The organism is Cupriavidus alkaliphilus, from assembly GCF_900094595.1.
Taxonomy (GTDB): Bacteria; Pseudomonadota; Gammaproteobacteria; order Burkholderiales; family Burkholderiaceae; genus Cupriavidus; species Cupriavidus alkaliphilus.
The window spans coordinates 564,285-580,932 of sequence record NZ_FMAD01000001.1; the positions used below are offsets into that span (position 1 = coordinate 564,285).

A 16,648-nucleotide genomic window follows, 5' to 3' on the forward strand; every position below is an offset into this window, starting at 1 on the left:
CCATGCAGCACTTCGCGTCCGACAACTACGCCGGCTTCTGCCCGGAATCGCTCAAGTATTTCCTGGAAGCCAACGGCAGCGGCCATGAGCAGGCCTATGGCGACGATAGCTGGACGCAGAAGGTCTGCGACCGGATCCGCGACCTGTTCCAGACCGATTGCGAAGTGTTCTTCGTGTTCAACGGCACGGCGGCCAACTCGCTGGCGCTGTCGGCGCTGTGCCAGTCGTACCACTCGGTGATCTGCCACGAACTGGCGCATATCGAGACCGACGAATGCGGCGGGCCGGAGTTCTTCTCCAACGGCTCCAAGCTGCTGACCGCGCCGGGCGAGCATGGCAAGCTCACGCCCGACGCGGTCGAGGCGCTGGTCACGCGCCGCGCCGACATCCATTACCCCAAGCCCAAGGTGGTGTCGCTGACGCAGTCGACCGAAGTCGGCACCGTCTACAGCGTCGAAGAGGTGCGCGCCATCGCCGCGATCGCCAAGCGCCGGCAGCTGCGCGTGCACATGGACGGCGCGCGCTTTGCCAACGCGGTGGCGTCGCTGGGCGTGCATCCTTCCGAGATCACCTGGCGCGCGGGCGTCGACGTGCTGTGCTTCGGCGGCACCAAGAACGGCCTGCCGGTGGGCGAGGCGGTGGTGTTCTTCGACCGCCGCCTGGCCGAGGACTTTGCCTACCGCGTCAAGCAGGCCGGACAGCTGGCGTCGAAGATGCGCTTTATCTCCGCGCCGTGGCTGGGCCTGCTCGAGAACGACGTGTGGCTTGCCAACGCGCGCCATGCCAATGCGATGGCGCAACTGCTGCAGCAGCGCATCCGCGAGATCCCGGGCGTGCGCATCATGTTCCCGACGCAATCCAATGCAGTCTTCGCCGAGCTGCCGCTGCCGGCGATCGAGGCGCTGCGCGCAAAGGGCTGGCGCTTCTACACCTTTATCGGCGCGGGCGGCTGCCGTTTCATGTGTTCGTGGGACCTGCTGCCGCAAACCGTGGAGGCGCTGGCCGCCGACATGCGCGCCGCCTGCGGCGCGTAGCGGCGCCGAATCCCGCCCGCGCATACTGATAACGACGAGACACAGGAGCCCCCATGACTTACCGATTCTGCCCGCAGTGCGGCGGGCCGCTGGAGCTGCTGCCGCTGTCCGGGCGCGAACGCCACGCCTGCGTGCAGCAGGACTGCGGCTTCGTGCACTGGAACAACCCGCTGCCGGTGCTGGCGGCGGTGGTGGAGTACCAGGACAAGCTGCTGCTGGCGCGCAACGCCGCGTGGCCGGAGAAAATGTTTGCGCTGGTGACCGGCTTCCTGGAGCGAGACGAGCCGCCCGAGCTCGGCGTGGCGCGCGAGCTGAAGGAAGAGACCAATCTCGATACCGAGTCGGTCGCGCTGATCGGCGTCTACGAGTTCATGCGCAAGAACGAGCTGATCATCGCCTATCACGTCAAGGCGACCGGCACCGTCGAACTGTCCGAGGAACTGGCCGAATACAAGCTGGTGGCGCCCGAGGACGTGCGCGTGTGGTCGGCCGGAACCGGCTTCGCGGTGGCCGACTGGCTTGCTGCACGGGGCTACCCGGTGCGCTTCTTCGATCGCCAGACCGGCGCCGACATTCCGGACCCGCGCCGCCCCCATGACTTCAGCCAGGCCGGGGCTTCGCTACAATACCGCTGGTAAGGCCGGTTTTTCAGCCAGCCTCCAGCCCCCAAGCATCAGAGGAAGAGACGAATGGAGTTCCAGAAAGAAGTGGACGCCCGCGGCCTGAACTGCCCGCTGCCGATCCTGCGCACCAAGAAGGCCCTGGCCGACATGGCCAGCGGCGACGTGCTCAAGGTGCTGGCGACCGATCCCGGCGCCACGCGCGATTTCCAGGCCTTTGCCAAGCAGACCGGCAACGAGCTGCTGTCGCACTCGGAAGTGGACAAGGTGTTCGTGTTCTACATGCGCCGGCGCTGATGGATGGCTCCCGTTCCCGCGCGCGGGGCAGGGAGCGTTCATCCGTCCGATAAGGAAAAAGCCGCCCGGGGGCGGCTTTTTCTTCGTGCCCGCGACGGCGAGCTCAGCGGCCCAGGCCGTTCAGGTGCTCGCGCGATTCCAGGTAGGCGCTGAAATCGGTGCCGACTTCGGGGTGCTTCAGCGCGAACTCGACGGTCGCCTTGAGGTAGCCCAGCTTGCTGCCGCAGTCATAGCGGCGGCCCTGGTAGCGGTAGGCCAGCACCTGCTCCTGGCCCAGCAGCGACTGGATCGCGTCGGTCAGCTGCAGCTCGCCGCCGGCGCCGGGCTTGAGCTCGCGCAGGTGGTCGAAGATGCGCGGCGTCAGGATGTAGCGCCCGACCACGCCGAGGTTGGACGGCGCGTCTTCCGGCGCCGGCTTCTCGACGATGCCCGAGACCTTGATCACGTCGTCATCCCATTCGCGGCCATCGATCACGCCGTAGGAGCGGCTCTGCTCGGGCGTGATTTCCTCGACGCCCAGCACCGAGCAGTTGTAGTGGTTGAAGGCATCCACCATCTGCTTCATCACCGGCGGGTTGCCGTCGATCAGGTCATCGGCCAGCATTACCGCAAACGGGGTGTCGCCCACCAGCTTGGCCGCGCACAGCACCGCGTGGCCCAGGCCCAGCGCCTCGGGCTGGCGTACGTAGTAGCACTCGACGTTGGCTGGCTTGATCGAGCGCACCACGTCCAGCAGCGCCTGCTTGTTCTTGGCTTCGAGCTCGACTTCCAGTTCGAAGGCCTTGTCGAAATGGTCCTCGATCGCGCGTTTGGAGCGGCCCGTGACGAAGATCATCTCGGTAATGCCGGCGGCCATGGCTTCTTCCACGGCGTACTGGATCAGCGGCTTGTCCACCACCGGAAGCATTTCCTTGGGGCTGGCCTTGGTGGCTGGCAGGAAGCGGGTGCCCAGGCCCGCAACCGGGAACACAGCCTTGGTGACGCGATTTTCCATATCAGGTGTACCTCTCAGATTCCAGTCCATAACCCTGCCAGCCAGCGTGGGCGCCGTCTGTCCGGTTCTGTCCGACGATGCCGCACAGAACCCCCGGCCGGCAGGGGCGTGATGCAGGCCGCCTGACTGACCCTCGGGTCAGGCCGGCAGCCGCTGCAGCTGGCCCTGCAGCTTGGCCAGCGTCTGCTCGAAATCGGACAGGCGCTGCGTCTCTTGCGCCACCACCGCGGGCGGTGCCTTGGCGACAAAGCTCTCGTTCGACAGCTTGGCGCGGCACTTGCCGATTTCGCCACCGATGCGTTCGACTTCCTTCGACAGGCGCGCGCGCTCGGCGGCGACATCGATCTCGATCTTCAGCAGCAGGTGGTTGCCCCCGGCAATGGCGACCGGCGCACCGGCGCCCTCCGCTTGCAGGGTGGCTTCATCTTCGAAGACGCGCACTTCCGAAAGTTTCGCCAGGGCCTGGATATGTGCGCTGGCCGCCCTCAGGAAGGCGCTGTCGCCCTGCGCATACAGCGGGATGCGCTGGGCGGGCGAGATGTTCATTTCGCCGCGCAGGTTCCGGCACGCGTCGATCACTTCCTTCAGGCGAGCGACCCACTGCTCGGCATTCTCGTCGATCTTGGCGACGGCGGGCAGCGGATACGGCTGCAATGCGATGGTTTCCGCACCATCGCCGCTGGCGCGGCCGGCCAGCGGGGCCACTTTCTGCCACAGTTCCTCGGTGATGAACGGGATCACCGGATGCGCCAGGCGCAGCACGGTCTCGAGCACGCGCAGCAGCGTGCGGCGGGTGGCGCGCTGCTGTGCCTGGGTGCCGTTCTGGATCTGCACCTTGGCCAGTTCCAGGTACCAGTCGCAATACTCGTCCCAGACGAACTTGTAGATGGCGTTGGCGATATTGTCGAAGCGGTATTCGGCGAAGCCCTTTTCGACCTCGGCCTCCACGCGCTGCAGCAGCGACACGATCCAGCGGTCGGCCTGCGAGAAATCGAGGTAGCCGTCCGGGCCGCAGTCGTTATTGCACGGGCCCATGCCGCAGTCATGGCCCTCGGTGTTCATCAGCACGAAGCGGGTGGCGTTCCACAGCTTGTTGCAGAAGTTGCGGTAGCCCTCGCAGCGGCCGGTATCGAAGTTGATGTTGCGTCCGAGCGTGGCCAGCGAGGCGAAGGTGAAGCGCAGCGCGTCGGCGCCAAAGGCCGGAATGCCTTCCGGGAATTCCTTCTTGGTCTTCTTCTCGATCTTGGGCGCGTCCTTGGGCCGGCGCAGGCCGGTGGTGCGCTTCTTCAGCAGCGTGTCGAGGTCGATGCCGTCGATCAGGTCGACCGGGTCGAGCGTGTTGCCCTCGGACTTGCTCATCTTCTTGCCTTCCGAATCGCGCACCAGGCCGTGCACGTAGACGGTGTGGAAGGGGACCTTGCCGGTGAAGTGCTTGGTCATCATGACCATGCGCGCCACCCAGAAGAAGATGATGTCGTAGCCGGTGACCAGCACCGACGACGGCAGGAAGTGCTTCAGTTCAGGCGTTTCTTCAGGCCAGCCCAGCGAGGAGAAGGGCACCAGCGCCGACGAGAACCAGGTGTCGAGCACGTCTTCCTCGCGGCGCAGCGTGCCGGTGCTGCCGGCGGCCTTCGCCTTGGCGAGCGCTTCCTCTTCGGTGCGGCCGACGAAGCAGTTGCCGGCATCGTCGTACCATGCCGGGATCTGGTGGCCCCACCACAGCTGGCGCGAGATGCACCAGTCCTGGATATTGCCCAGCCACTGGTTGTAGGTGCTGATCCAGTTCTCCGGCACCAGCTTGATCTCGCCGCTCTGCACGGCTTCGAGCGCGACCTCGGCGATCGAGCGGCCCGGGTAGAAAGTGCCTTCCGGCGCCGGCTTGCTCATGGCGACGAACCACTGGTCGGTCAGCATCGGCTCGATCGCGCTGCCGGTGCGCTCGCTGCGCGGGGTCATCAGCTTGTGCTTCTTGACGTCTTCCAGCAGGCCCTGCTTGTCGAGGTCGTCGACGATGGCCTTGCGCGCGTCGAAGCGGTCCAGGCCGGCATAGGCGGCCGGGGCGTCGGCAACGATCTTCGCGTCCAGCGTCAGGATCGACAGCTGCGGCAGGTTGTGGCGCTGGCCGACTGCGTAGTCGTTGAAGTCGTGGCCCGGGGTCACCTTGACCACGCCGGTGCCGAACTCGCGGTCGACATATTCGTCGGCGATCACCGGGATCTGGCGGCCGGTCAGCGGCAGGTGCACCGACTTGCCGATCAGGTGCGCATAGCGCTCGTCTTCCGGATGCACCATCACGGCGACGTCGCCGAGCATGGTTTCCGGACGCGTGGTGGCCACGGTCAGGTGGGTCAGGCCGCCCTTGGCGTCAGCCTCGACCAGCGGATAGCGGATATGCCACAGCGAGCCTTCTTCCTCGACGCTGTCGACTTCCAGGTCCGACACCGCGGTGCCCAGCACCGGGTCCCAGTTGACCAGGCGCTTGCCGCGGTAGATCAGGCCCTGCTCGTACAGGCGCACGAACACTTCAGTCACCGCCTTCGACATCTCCGGCGACATGGTGAAGTACTCGCGGCTCCAGTCGATCGACGCGCCCATGCGCCGCACCTGGCGGGTGATGGTCGAGCCCGATTCTTCCTTCCACGCCCACACCTTCTCGGTGAACTTCTCGCGGCCGAGGTCATGGCGCGACACGCCCTGGCCTTCGAGCTGGCGCTCCACCACGATCTGGGTGGCGATGCCGGCGTGGTCGGTGCCCGGCACCCACAGCGTGTTGGCGCCCAGCATGCGCGCGTGGCGTGCCAGGCCATCCATGATGGTCTGGTTGAAGGCATGGCCCATGTGCAGCGTGCCGGTCACATTGGGCGGCGGCAGCTGGATCGCGAAGTCCGGGCGGGCGGGATCGAAGGTCGGCTTGGCGATGCCGCGCTTCTCCCACTCGGGGCCCCATTTCGCCTCGATGGCGGCGGGTTCGAAGCTCTTGGCAAGCGATTGGTCTTGGGCGGTCATGCTGGGATGTCGAGGTTGGCGTCTGGGTGCGTGGCAGGTGCGGTGCCCTGCGCCTGGCGGTCGCTGGCGGGCTGCGAGGGCCCGGCCTGGCGCCAGTGAAACCACAAATTATACGGGGGCGGGCGCCTGGTGCCTATTTCGTGGCCGGAGCCGGCCGGCGCGCGGCTTGGGCCCGGCTTGTGCGCGGCTTGTGCGCGCCTCCCGCCGCCAGGCCGGATGTGATTTATGGAACAGGGCCCCCCGGTATAATTGCGGGCGATTCCACTAGGCCTTTCCGATGTCCGACCTGCTCGCCAACCTGAACGCCGAACAACTTGCCGCCGTCACCCTGCCCGACGAACCGGCGCTGATCCTGGCGGGCGCGGGCAGCGGCAAGACCCGCGTGCTGACCACGCGCATTGCCTGGCTGATCCAGAACGGCCATGTCTCGCCGGCGGGCATCCTAGCGGTGACCTTCACCAACAAGGCCGCCAAGGAGATGCAGACGCGGCTGTCGTCGATGCTGCCGATCAACACCCGCGGCATGTGGATCGGCACCTTCCACGGCCTGTGCAACCGCATGCTGCGCGCGCATTTCCGCGACGCCGGACTGCCCCAGACCTTTGCCATCCTGGACAGCCAGGACCAGCTGTCGGCACTGAAGCGGCTGCTCAAGTCGCTCAACGTCGACGACGAGAAATACCCGGCCAAGAACCTGCAGTACTTCATCAACAACGCCAAGGAGCAGGGTCTGCGCCCGGCCGACGTCGAGGCCAACGACGATTTCAACAAGCGCTTCGTCGACCTCTACGCCGCCTACGACATGCAGTGCCAGCGCGAGGGCGTGGTCGACTTCGCCGAGCTGCTGCTGCGCTGCTACGAGCTGCTGCGCTACAACGACGCCATCCGCCAGCACTACCAGCACCGTTTCCGCCACGTGCTGGTCGACGAGTTCCAGGACACCAACGTGCTGCAGTACCAGTGGCTCAAGCTGCTGGCCGGCCACGGCACGCAAAACCCGGCCGCGGTCTTTGCCGTGGGCGACGACGACCAGAGCATCTACGCCTTTCGCGGCGCCAACGTCGGCAACATGCGCGACTTCGAGCATGAGTTCCGCGTGCGCCGGATGATCAAGCTGGAGCAGAACTACCGTTCGCACGGGCATATCCTGGATTCGGCCAACCACCTGATCTCGCACAACGCGCGCCGGCTCGGCAAGAACCTGCGCACCGATGCCGGCCACGGCGAGCCGGTGCGGGTGTTCCAGGGCGGCTCGGACGGCCAGGAAGCCGCCTGGATCATCGAGGAGATCCGCGACCAGATCGCGCAGGGCGCCAGCCGCGCCGAGATCGCGATCCTGTACCGCAGCAACGCGCAGTCGCGCGTGATCGAGCATGCGCTGTTCTCAGCCGGCATCCCGTATCGCGTTTATGGCGGCCTGCGCTTCTTCGAGCGCGCCGAAATCAAGCACGCGCTGGCGTATATGCAGTTGCTGGAGAACCCGCGCAACGACGCCGCCTTCGGCCGCGTGGTCAACTTCCCGGCGCGCGGCATCGGCGCGCGCTCGCTGGAGGTGCTGCAGGACATGGCGCGCCAGTACGACTGCGCGCTGGCCGAGGCCGTGGCCTACGTGCCTGGCGCGGCCGGCAGCAAGCTGGCCACGTTCGCGCGGCTGATCGACAAGATGCGCGAGGACACGCGCCGCATGACGCTGGCCGAGACCGTCGAGTACGTGATCAACCACAGCGGCCTGATCACGCATTACCAGGGCGAGAAAGAGGGCCAGGACCGCATCGAGAACTTGCAGGAACTGGTGACCGCGGCGCAGGCCTTCGTGGTCGAGGAGGGCTACGGCCTGGAAGCGCTGGCCGCGGTGATCCCTGCCGACCGCGGCCCCGCCACGCCGGTGCTGGCCAACGGCGACCAGTCGCAGCAGCTGCTCGACCCCGAGGCGCTGCCGGTGGTGATGACGCCGCTGGTCGCGTTCCTGACTCACGCTTCGCTCGAGGCCGGCGACAACCAGGCCCAGGCCGGCCAGGACGCGGTGCAGATGATGACCGTGCACGCGGCCAAGGGGCTGGAGTTCGACGTGGTCTTCATCAGCGGGCTGGAGGAAGGGCTGTTCCCGCACGAGAACAGCATGATGGACCCCGACGGCCTGGAGGAAGAGCGCCGGCTGATGTACGTGGCGATCACGCGCGCGCGCAAGCGCCTCTACATGTCGTTCGCGCAAAGCCGCATGCTGCACGGCCAGACCCGCTACCACGTGCGCTCGCGCTTCTTCGAGGAACTGCCCGAGGCCTCACTCAAATGGCTGACCCCGCCGGCACAGAGCTACGGCGGCGTGCGCCGCCAGGAGCGCGACAATGCCTGGGGCCGCGACTGGTTCCGCAAGCCCGAGGACGTGCCCTATACCGGCACCAAGCCCACCGGCGGCATGGACAATGGCAACGGCTATGCCGACGCCAGGCGCGAGGCAGGCACCGGCTTCCGCGTTGGCCAGTCGGTGTTCCACAACAAGTTCGGCGAAGGCGTGATCACCGCGCTGGAAGGCGAGGGCGCCGATGCGCGCGCCAATATCAACTTCAAGCGCCACGGCGCCAAGTGGCTGGCGCTGTCGGTGGCGAAGCTGGACGCGATCGACTGAAAGGCGCCGGCCGTGCCGGCGCCTCTTACCGCGCTCAGGACAGCGCGTGCCGCACTTCGCCGGCCTTGGGCTCCGGACTGTCCACGGTCAGCAGCGGATTGATAAACAGCGACGCCACCGCGCCGACGCCCAGCAACGCCCCCGAGATCATGAACGGCAGGTCATAGCTGCCGGTACGCTCGATCAGGTAGCCGAACACCACCGGCGACACCATGCCGGCCAGCCCGAAGCCGGTGTTCATCATGCCGCCCGCGGTGCCGGCGTACTTGCCGGCGATGTCCAGCGGCAGGCTCCACAGCACGGCATTGGTCAGCTCCAGGAAGAAGAACGACAGCGACAGCAGGATCACCGCGTTGACGGCATCGGCGGTGAAGGTCATCGGCGCGATGAACATCAGCGAACCGGCCAGCCCGATGAACAGGATCGCGCCGCGCGCCAGGCGCAGGTTGCCGGTGCGCCGGTAGAGGCGGTCCGACAGCACGCCGCCGAGCGTGTCGCCGACCACCCCTGCCATCAATGGCAGCGCGGTGAACAGCGCCAGCTGCTTCAGGTCGAAACCGCGCGCCTCCTTCAGGTACGAAGGCAGCCACGTCAGGTAGACCCACAGCGACCAGCCATAGCAGAAGTCGACGAAGGTCACCAGCCACATGCGCCGGAACAGCCGCCGCCACGGCGTGGGCGCCTTGGCCGCCTGCTGCGAATCGCCGCGCCGGTAGCCGATCTCCTGCAGTTCTTCCGGCGTGACGCGCTTGTGCTGGTCGGGCGAGTCCTTGAACATCATCGCGTACAGCACGGTCCAGCCCAGGCTCACCGCACCCAGCACGACAAAGGCCTCGCGCCATCCCGCGGCCGCGACGATGGCCAGCACGATCGGCGGCGTAATGGCGCCGCCCAGGCGCGCGAAGCTGTGCGTAATGCCCTGCGCGAAGCCGCGCTCGGCAACCGGCATCCAGTAGGTGAAGGCGCGGGTCGCGGTCGGGAACGCGCCGCCTTCGCCGACGCCCAGCACGAAGCGCAGCACCACCAGCATCAGCACGCTGCCGGCGAAGCCGGTCAGCACCGTGGCCACGCCCCAGATCAGCGACAGCACGATCAGCACCTTTTTGGGCCCGAACTTGTCGGACATCCAGCCGCCCAGGATCTGCATGGCGGCATAGGGATAGGCAAAGGCCGAGAACACCAGCCCGAGTTGCGATGATGTCAGCCCCATCTCTTCGCGGATCAGCGGGGCGGCGACCGAGATGTTGACGCGGTCGATATAGGCGATGAAATACATCAGGCACATGACGCCGAGGATCATGTGACGGGTCTTGATGCGTTGCTGCATAACCACCTCCTATGCGCGGCGGGCGCGCGTGGTGTTGACGGGGCGGCGGCCGGCGCATGGTCCATTGCCATGCGCTTGCGGCTCGTCAGGGGCGCGCCAGGGGCAAGTCCTGGCCGCGCTGCCCCGTCCTTGAGCAAACAGCTGTGTGTCTCTGTGTGTGACTCCGGATCTGCGTTGGCGGTGAGCGGGCTCCTTGGCGAGGGTCTTGGGGGAAGGAAAGGGGCGTCAGTTCAGGCAGGGTCCAGCAGCCTGAGCCGCTGCACCTTGCCGGAGGGCCCGCGCGGCAATTCCGCGATGAAGCGGAATTCCCTGGGCGTCTTGTAGCGGCCCAGCTCGCGCAGGCAGTGCGCGCGCAGCGCCGCGTCGTCGCAGGCCACGGCCTCGCGCCTGACGATGAAGGCGATGATCTCCTGCCCGTAGGCCGGGTCGGGCACGCCCACCGCCGCCGCGTCCAGCACGCCCGGATGGCGCAGCAGCGCTTCGTCGATCTCGCGCGGCGCGATGTTCTCGCCGCCCTTGATGATCAGTTCCTTGACGCGGCCGGTGATGTAGAAATAGCCCTGCGCATCGCGGTAGCCGAGGTCGCCGGTGCGCAGCCAGCCGTCAGGCGTAAAGGCTTCGCGCGTGACCTCGGGCGCCTTGTAGTAGCCCGCCATCACGCTCTCGCCCTGCAGCACGATCTCGCCGATCTCGCCGTCGGGCAACGGTTGCCCGTCGCGGCCCAGCACGCGGGCTTGCGTGCCGGACGGGCGGCCGATGCTGCCGATGCGCCGCTGCTGCGGGTCCAGCGGATTGCTGAACGCCGGCGCCGCGGTTTCGGTCATGCCCATGGTCTCGATCACGCCGATGCCGAAGCGTTGCTCGAACGCGCGATGGTGCTCCGGCGGCAATGCGGCAGAGGCGGAACGGCAGAAGCGCACGCCGGCCGGGGCCTGGCCGTCGGGATCGTTGAGCAGGTAGGCGATGATGGTCGGCACCACGTTGAGCCAGGTGCAGCCATGACGGGCAATGTCGTGCCAGAACGCGCTGGCCGAGAAGCGCATCGGCATCACTACTGAGCCGCCGTGCACCAGCGGCGCGATCACGGTCACCACCAGCCCGTTGATGTGGTACAGCGGCAGCGTGGCCAGCACGCGATCCCCCGCGCCGAGCGCATGCTCGCGGCTGACGCTGGCGCCGTTGGCGGCGAGGTTGCGGTGGGTCAGCAGCACGCCCTTGGGCGTGCCGGTGGTGCCGGAGGTGTACATCAGCAGCGCCGGGTGGTGGGGCTGCGGTGGCGGAAGGGGAGCTGCGCCGGGCTGCATTTCCGGCAGCGCGGGCAACACGCTGCCGTCCGGTGCGGTGACCACCACTGGCACCTCGACGCCGGCTTCGGCCAACGCCGTGCGGATCGCGGCTTCACCTTCCGGCGAAATGAAGATCAGCCGTGTGTCCGAGTGCCCGAGGATGTAGCGCAGTTGTGCCGGCTGGCACAGCAGGTTGATCGGATTGGCCACCAGCCCGCAGGCCATGGTGCCGAGCAGCAGCCGCGCGGTCTGCTCGCCGTTGGGCAGGTACACCGACACCGTCTGGCCGCTGGCGAGGCCGGCCTCGGCGTAGCGGCGGCCGAGCGCAGCCGCGTCGGCAGCCAGGGCGCCGAAGCTGAGCGCGCGGCCGCTGTCGGGAGACAGCAGGTAGGTTTTGTCGGGGGCCTGCGCGGCACGGGCGGCCAGCAGCGTGGCCAGCGTGTCGAGCACCGCGGGTCGGATGCGGGCGTTCATTGGCCGACCCTCGCGAAGTAGTCGCCCAGCAGCTCGCGCTCGTCGGGCACGCGCTCGGCGATCGGTTCGGCGATGCGGGTGATATTGAGGTACTGCCGCCAGCCGAGGTTGTCCGAGAAGTTGTTGCCGCCCCAGGTGCCGCAGCCCATCGACAGCGAGAACGGCAGGCCGTTGTCGAAATTGCCGCCGGTGGCGAAGCAGTGCGCCTGGTTCACGATCACGCGCGCCACCGGCAGTTCCTGCCCGAGTTGCAGCGCCTGCCGCGGATCGGCCGTATGCAGCCCGACCGAGTGGCCCGCGCCCATGTAGTCGTAGAGGCTCGCTACCCGCGCCACGGCGGCCGTGAAGTCGGCGGCGCGATAGAGCGTGAGCACCGGCGAGAGCTTTTCGCCGGAGAAGGGATAGTCGACGCCGACGCCGGTCTCCGGCACCAGCAGCATGGTCGGCTGCAGCGCACGCACGCGCGCCAGGCCCGCCAGCTCGGCAATGCGCGGCGCGCTCTGGCCGGTCATGTCGCCGGCGAGCTTGCCGTGCCGCCACATCAGCGCCTGCAGCCGGGCCTTTTCCTCGGCCGTCAGCAGCACGCCGCCGACGGCGGCGAGTGCTTCGAGCATGGGCTGGTAGACCGCGTCTAGGATCACCACGCTGTTCTCCGACGAGCAACTGGTGGCGTTGTCGAAGGTCTTGGAGCGGACGATCTTTGCCGCCGCATCGGCCAGCGCCGCGCTGCCGTCGACGATGGCTGCAACGTTGCCGGCCCCGACGCCGAACGCGGGCGTGCCGCAGGTGTAGGCCATGCGCACGTTTGCCTGCGAGCCGGTGGCCACCACCAGGTCGGCCTGGCGCATCAGCTCGGCGGTCGATGCCTTCGACACCGGCGCGGGCAGCATCTGCACCAGGTCCGCGGGCAGGCCGGCGCGCGCGAACTCGGCGTGGATGAACGAAAGCAGCAGCGCGCACGTGCCCTGTCCCTTGGGCGAGGGCGCCACCACCACGCTGTTGCCGCACTTGAGCGCGTTGATGATCTTGTTGGCCGGCGTCGCCCCGGGGTTGGTCGACGGCGTGATCGCGGCGACCACGCCGACCGGGCGCGCGATCTCGGTGATGCCGGTGGCCGGGTCACGCGCGATCACGCCGACGGTCTTGCGTCCGTGCAGGTCGCGCAGCAGGCCCAGTGTCTTGCGATGGTTCTTGCGGATCTTGTCGTCGACGTTGCCGAGGCCGGTGTCGGCCACGGCCCGCTCGGCCAGCCGGCGGTTGCGCGCGGGCTCCATGATGGCCCACGCGGCGGCCGCCACGGCGGTGTCGACGGTGGCCTGGCCGGCACGCGCGAACGCGCGCTGCGCCTGCCGGGCGCGCGCCACGATCGCATCGACCTGGTCTTCCTGCGCGGGCACATCGGTGGAATGGGACTGCTGGCGCTGCAGTATCTGCACACTCATGGATCGGCTCCGGGTTGGATCGCGGGGTTGGGGTAGGTCCGCCGCGGCGGCCCCGGATCGAATCTAGTGAACCCGGACAGGCATGCCGTCCCAATTTGTGCGCATTCGCGAGCACGGCTGCGGGCCGCAACCGGTAATGCGGTTTTCGGGACGCCAGGGCGTCCCGGAATCCGCTAAATTGCATCCATGAGCAACCACTCGAACGCCGCCGCGGTGCGCGCCTTCCGCATCCTGGAGATCCTGTCCGCTGCCGACGGGCCCATGCCGCTGTCGGCCATCGTGCAGGAGATCGGCCTGCCCAAGCAGACCGTGCACCGCATCCTCAAGCAGCTGGAAAGCACCTGGCTGGTATCGCGCACGGCGGGCAGCCCCGGCTATGAATGTTCGTCACGCGTGCGCCAGCTTGCCGTCAACGTGCTGATGCAGGCGGGGCCGGCCGCGGCGCGCCACGCGATCCTGCAGCAGCTGGTCGACAAGGTCGGCGAGACCTGCAACCTGACCATGCTGTCGGGCGACGACGTGGTCTACCTGGACCGGGTCGAAACGCAATGGCCGCTGCGCATGCACCTGCAGCCGGGCTCGCGCGTGCCGCTGCATTGCACCGCCAGCGGCAAACTGTTGCTGGCATTCCTGCCATGCGCGCAGCGCGAGCGTCTGGTGGCAAACCTGCCGCTGCGCGCGCATTCGGCTCGTACCATCACCGACGCTGCCGCACTGCACGCGGAGCTGGCGCAGACGCGGCGCCGGCGCCTGGGCATCAACAACCAGGAAAACCTTGAGGGGATGATTGCGGTGGCGGTGCCGGTGATGCGCAACCGCAGCCGCGCCTGCGCGGCGATCGCGGTGCAGGCGCCGCTGGCGCGGATGACGATGGACCGGCTGATGGGATTCGTGCCCGACCTGCGCATGGCGGCGGACGCGATGGTGAAGACGTTCGGGGAGTAGTTGCGGGCGTGCTTGCCGCCGGTCTGCTCCCCTCTCCCGCGAGCGGGAGAGGGGCACACAATCGCTTGATTGTCAGGCGCCCGGCGTAGCCGGCGCTGCCGGCTCCACCCCCGGCGGGGTCACGTTGAAGCAGCCGCGGTAGGTCGCATAGAACGAGCAATACAGGATTGCCAGCATCAGCAGCGAATACGGCGTGACCAGGAACGACAGCACCGTCTCGGCGCCGAAGGCGCTGAACACCGCCTCCAGGAAGAACGGGATCGCCACCAGCAGCATCGCGAACAGCACCGCGTAGGTGAAGAACGCGCCGCGGTTGCGCCAGCACGCGGTCCAGCTGAAGAACAGCGCCTTGACCGGCGGCACGCCGTGCCACGCCGCCAGCAGCGGGGCGAACCAGAACATCATCGCGATCGGCGTGTACAGCAGCGCGCCGATCAGCATGGCGTAGTACAGCTGGCGCACCGCCTCGGCGGTCGGCGCCTCTTCCTTCAGCACGATCGGTACCAGCGCGCTCATGTCGACCACCGCGCCGGCGATCAGCCCAAGAATGAACACCAGCCCGGCGTAGATGCCGCCCAGCACCAGCAGGTTGCGCGTGGCTTCCTTGCCGTTGGCGCGGAAGCCCGCCAGCAGCACGGTGGGCAGCACCCGCTTGTTCTGGATCACGTCGCGGCAGGCGGTCATCACGCCGACCGACAGGCCCGGGGTGACCACCAGCAGCGCGATGATGCCGATCAGCGGCACCACGATGGCCAGCTGCGCGGCAATCAGGTAGACGAACAGCAGCATCAGGAAGGTCAGCGGGTTCTTGCGGAACAGCCAGATGCCCTGGCGGAACCAGGTGTAGCCTTCCTTGGCAGGGACTTCCAGTAGTTGCATACGGGTCAGATCCAGGGGAGCGGGGCGCTCGCAGGGTTCGCGGGTTGTGCGTCCAGGCGCCGGCGCAGGATGCGTTCGAAATGGGTCGGATCGTGCGGCTGCAGCATGTCGGCCTCGCGCGGCAGGTAGAAGTCCCACAGTCGCGATACCCAGAAGCGCAGCGCACCCGCGCGCAGCATGTCCTGCCAGTGCGCGGCCTCGGTCTCGGTCAGCGGCCTGACCGCATGATAAGCCCGCAGCAGCGCCTGCGCGCGTGCGGGGTCGAGTTCGCCGGTGGCCAGGTCGATGCACCAGTCGTTGACGGTGACCGCGACGTCGAACAGCCATTTGTCCTGGCCGGCGAAGTAGAAATCGAAGAAGCCGCCCAGCCGGTGGCGGCCGCTGGCGTCTTCCTCGAACAGCGCGTTGTCGCGAAACAGGTCGCAGTGGCACGGGCCCTCGCCCAGGCTGGCGTACGCCGGGCTGGCGAAGAACGCCGCCTGGTGGGCGATTTCCCGCTGCAGCAGCGTGCGCTGGCCGGCATCGAGGAAAGGCAGGATCTCGCGCTCGGTCTGCTGCCACCACGGCAGGCTGCGCAGGTTGGGCTGGCGGCGCGGGTAATCGGCGCCGGCCAGGTGCATGCGCGCCAGCATGTCGCCGACTTCGGCGCAGTGCTGCGCGTCGGGCGCCAGCTGCGACGCGCCGGGCAGGCGCGTGACGATGGTGGCGGGCTTGCCCTTGAGCGGGCGCAGGATCTCGCCGTCGCGCGCCGGGATCGGCGCGGGCACGCGGATGCCGCGCCCGGCCAGGTGCGCCATCAGGTGCAGGTAATAGGGCAGCTGCGCGAACGACAGCCGCTCGAAGATGGTCAGCACGTACTGGCGCGTCTGGCCCTCGTGCTCCATGGTGAGGAAGAAATTGCTGTTCTCGATGCCCGAGGCGATGCCGCGCAGCTCGCGCACTTCGCCAAGGTCGAAATCCAGCAGCCAGCGTGCGATCTCGTCCTGCGAGACCGTGGTGAATACGGCCATACTCGTTGTGTGATGCGAATCGGAAAGCGGCGGGCGCCAGTTCCGGACAAAATCCGGGCCGCCGCCGCGGCATGACTGCCGGAGGGCCGGCGCGGCCTGGCGCTCAGGCCAGGCCGTGGGTAAGCGGGTTCAGAACTTCAGGTTGACCGAAGGCACCCGGTTGACGTCGTGCTCGCGGATCTTGGGCGAGCTGTCTTCCGGCTTGCTCATCTCGTACCTGGTGCCGAAGCCCGACCTGACCTGGATGTCGGTGGCGCGTCCCTTGTCGCGGTATTCGCGCACCTGGGTGCCATCGCGCTCGTTCAGCTGGAAGCTCGGCTCGCGCGGCTGGTTCAGCTGCGACCTGGCGGCCGGGGCGATCGGCTGGTTGTTGATCTGGTTCAGTTCCTGCTGGGTCAGCGCATTGCTTTCCTGCGCGACGGCCCAGCCGGACGCCAGCGCCAGCGCGGCGGCCACTGCCGCGGCCAGGCCGGACACGGGCCGCCTGGCAGGCGATTCAGGCTCGCCGGCCACGGCGGCGGCGCGCGTGGACCGGACCGGGCGGACGGGAGAAGGGGAGGTCATCAGGTGCTCCTGTGCGGGCTGCGGCGCAAGCGGCACGCAGCGCCGCGGCATGCGGCGGTTGGACTGCAACCCGGCGGCGCCGGGCTTGGCAGACGGACAGGTTCCATTCTAGCAATTCCTGTCCCGCGCAGGCCGCCGCCGTGC

At 67.8% G+C, this 16,648-nt stretch carries 13 protein-coding genes; 5 read left to right on the plus strand and 8 right to left on the minus strand.

Annotated elements, in window-relative coordinates:
• Positions 1 to 2: 2 nt before the first annotated feature.
• From GA0116996_RS02625 to GA0116996_RS02635, 3 genes are read left to right on the plus strand one after another with little or no spacing between them, the layout of a single operon-like run.
• Complete coding sequence (locus GA0116996_RS02625; protein ID WP_092307024.1) at positions 3 to 1,034, plus strand: threonine aldolase family protein; 1,032 nt, start codon at positions 3 to 5, stop codon at positions 1,032 to 1,034.
• A gap of 53 nt (positions 1,035 to 1,087) precedes the next feature.
• Complete coding sequence (locus GA0116996_RS02630; RefSeq protein WP_092307025.1) at positions 1,088 to 1,672, plus strand: NUDIX hydrolase; 585 nt, start codon at positions 1,088 to 1,090, stop codon at positions 1,670 to 1,672.
• A gap of 51 nt (positions 1,673 to 1,723) precedes the next feature.
• Entirely contained in the window at positions 1,724 to 1,951 is a 228-nt protein-coding gene (locus tag GA0116996_RS02635) for a sulfurtransferase TusA family protein (RefSeq protein ID WP_010813669.1), read from the plus strand.
• Positions 1,952 to 2,054: 103 nt separating this feature from the next.
• On the opposite strand, the gene galU is transcribed toward GA0116996_RS02635, so the two are convergent.
• Positions 2,055 to 2,945 carry a UTP--glucose-1-phosphate uridylyltransferase GalU gene (gene galU / locus GA0116996_RS02640; RefSeq protein WP_025585208.1) on the minus strand — a complete coding sequence of 297 codons (891 nt, stop codon included), beginning with the start codon at positions 2,943 to 2,945 and terminating at the stop codon, positions 2,055 to 2,057.
• A 138-nt stretch (positions 2,946 to 3,083) separates the two neighbouring features.
• Complete coding sequence (locus GA0116996_RS02645) at positions 3,084 to 5,951, minus strand: valine--tRNA ligase (RefSeq protein WP_092307027.1); 2,868 nt, start codon at positions 5,949 to 5,951, stop codon at positions 3,084 to 3,086.
• Positions 5,952 to 6,228: 277 nt separating this feature from the next.
• Here GA0116996_RS02645 and GA0116996_RS02650 point away from each other — a divergent pair, with 277 nt between their 5' ends.
• Positions 6,229 to 8,577, plus strand: coding sequence for a UvrD-helicase domain-containing protein (locus GA0116996_RS02650; protein ID WP_092307029.1), 2,349 nt, complete (start codon positions 6,229 to 6,231; stop codon positions 8,575 to 8,577).
• A 34-nt stretch (positions 8,578 to 8,611) separates the two neighbouring features.
• On the opposite strand, the gene GA0116996_RS02655 is transcribed toward GA0116996_RS02650, so the two are convergent.
• The 3 genes from GA0116996_RS02655 to sauS all read right to left on the minus strand — a co-directional run bounded on the left by GA0116996_RS02655 (position 8,612) and on the right by sauS (position 13,106).
• On the minus strand, positions 8,612 to 9,904 hold the full coding sequence (locus GA0116996_RS02655; RefSeq protein WP_092307031.1) for an MFS transporter: 1,293 nt from the start codon (positions 9,902 to 9,904) through the stop codon (positions 8,612 to 8,614).
• Positions 9,905 to 10,134: 230 nt separating this feature from the next.
• Positions 10,135 to 11,664 (minus strand): acyl--CoA ligase, encoded by a 1,530-nt coding sequence (locus GA0116996_RS02660; protein WP_092307033.1) that lies wholly within the window; start codon positions 11,662 to 11,664, stop codon positions 10,135 to 10,137.
• Positions 11,661 to 13,106 (minus strand): acylating sulfoacetaldehyde dehydrogenase, encoded by a 1,446-nt coding sequence (gene sauS / locus GA0116996_RS02665; RefSeq protein WP_092307035.1) that lies wholly within the window; start codon positions 13,104 to 13,106, stop codon positions 11,661 to 11,663. Before sauS ends, GA0116996_RS02660 begins: the two co-directional genes overlap by 4 nt.
• Positions 13,107 to 13,292: 186 nt before the next feature.
• On the opposite strand from sauS, the gene GA0116996_RS02670 reads away from it, so the two are divergent.
• Positions 13,293 to 14,051, plus strand: a complete 759-nt coding sequence (locus tag GA0116996_RS02670; protein ID WP_092307037.1) for an IclR family transcriptional regulator — start codon at positions 13,293 to 13,295, stop codon at positions 14,049 to 14,051.
• A 72-nt stretch (positions 14,052 to 14,123) separates the two neighbouring features.
• On the opposite strand, the gene GA0116996_RS02675 is transcribed toward GA0116996_RS02670, so the two are convergent.
• The 3 genes from GA0116996_RS02675 to GA0116996_RS02685 form a co-directional block, all read right to left on the minus strand.
• The gene (locus GA0116996_RS02675; protein ID WP_092307039.1) at positions 14,124 to 14,930 is read right to left on the minus strand and encodes a BPSS1780 family membrane protein; all 807 of its coding nucleotides are present in this window, start codon (positions 14,928 to 14,930) and stop codon (positions 14,124 to 14,126) included.
• 5 nt (positions 14,931 to 14,935) lie between these two features.
• Positions 14,936 to 15,940 (minus strand): homoserine kinase, encoded by a 1,005-nt coding sequence (locus tag GA0116996_RS02680; protein ID WP_092307041.1) that lies wholly within the window; start codon positions 15,938 to 15,940, stop codon positions 14,936 to 14,938.
• A 129-nt stretch (positions 15,941 to 16,069) separates the two neighbouring features.
• The gene (locus tag GA0116996_RS02685; protein WP_062802232.1) at positions 16,070 to 16,504 is read right to left on the minus strand and encodes a hypothetical protein; all 435 of its coding nucleotides are present in this window, start codon (positions 16,502 to 16,504) and stop codon (positions 16,070 to 16,072) included.
• Positions 16,505 to 16,648 lie beyond the last annotated feature (144 nt).

What these genes read in the sequence shown, in the direction of transcription:
- GA0116996_RS02625 (WP_092307024.1), top strand. Translation starts at nt 3, where the DNA reads ATGCAGCACTTCGCGTCCGACAACTACGCCGGCTTCTGCCCGGAATCG.
- GA0116996_RS02630 (WP_092307025.1), top strand. Translation starts at nt 1,088, where the DNA reads ATGACTTACCGATTCTGCCCGCAGTGCGGCGGGCCGCTGGAGCTGCTG.
- GA0116996_RS02635 (WP_010813669.1), top strand. Translation starts at nt 1,724, where the DNA reads ATGGAGTTCCAGAAAGAAGTGGACGCCCGCGGCCTGAACTGCCCGCTG.
- galU (WP_025585208.1), bottom strand. Translation starts at nt 2,945, where the DNA reads ATGGAAAATCGCGTCACCAAGGCTGTGTTCCCGGTTGCGGGCCTGGGC.
- GA0116996_RS02645 (WP_092307027.1), bottom strand. Translation starts at nt 5,951, where the DNA reads ATGACCGCCCAAGACCAATCGCTTGCCAAGAGCTTCGAACCCGCCGCC.
- GA0116996_RS02650 (WP_092307029.1), top strand. Translation starts at nt 6,229, where the DNA reads ATGTCCGACCTGCTCGCCAACCTGAACGCCGAACAACTTGCCGCCGTC.
- GA0116996_RS02655 (WP_092307031.1), bottom strand. Translation starts at nt 9,904, where the DNA reads ATGCAGCAACGCATCAAGACCCGTCACATGATCCTCGGCGTCATGTGC.
- GA0116996_RS02660 (WP_092307033.1), bottom strand. Translation starts at nt 11,664, where the DNA reads ATGAACGCCCGCATCCGACCCGCGGTGCTCGACACGCTGGCCACGCTG.
- sauS (WP_092307035.1), bottom strand. Translation starts at nt 13,106, where the DNA reads ATGAGTGTGCAGATACTGCAGCGCCAGCAGTCCCATTCCACCGATGTG.
- GA0116996_RS02670 (WP_092307037.1), top strand. Translation starts at nt 13,293, where the DNA reads ATGAGCAACCACTCGAACGCCGCCGCGGTGCGCGCCTTCCGCATCCTG.
- GA0116996_RS02675 (WP_092307039.1), bottom strand. Translation starts at nt 14,930, where the DNA reads ATGCAACTACTGGAAGTCCCTGCCAAGGAAGGCTACACCTGGTTCCGC.
- GA0116996_RS02680 (WP_092307041.1), bottom strand. Translation starts at nt 15,940, where the DNA reads ATGGCCGTATTCACCACGGTCTCGCAGGACGAGATCGCACGCTGGCTG.
- GA0116996_RS02685 (WP_062802232.1), bottom strand. Translation starts at nt 16,504, where the DNA reads ATGACCTCCCCTTCTCCCGTCCGCCCGGTCCGGTCCACGCGCGCCGCC.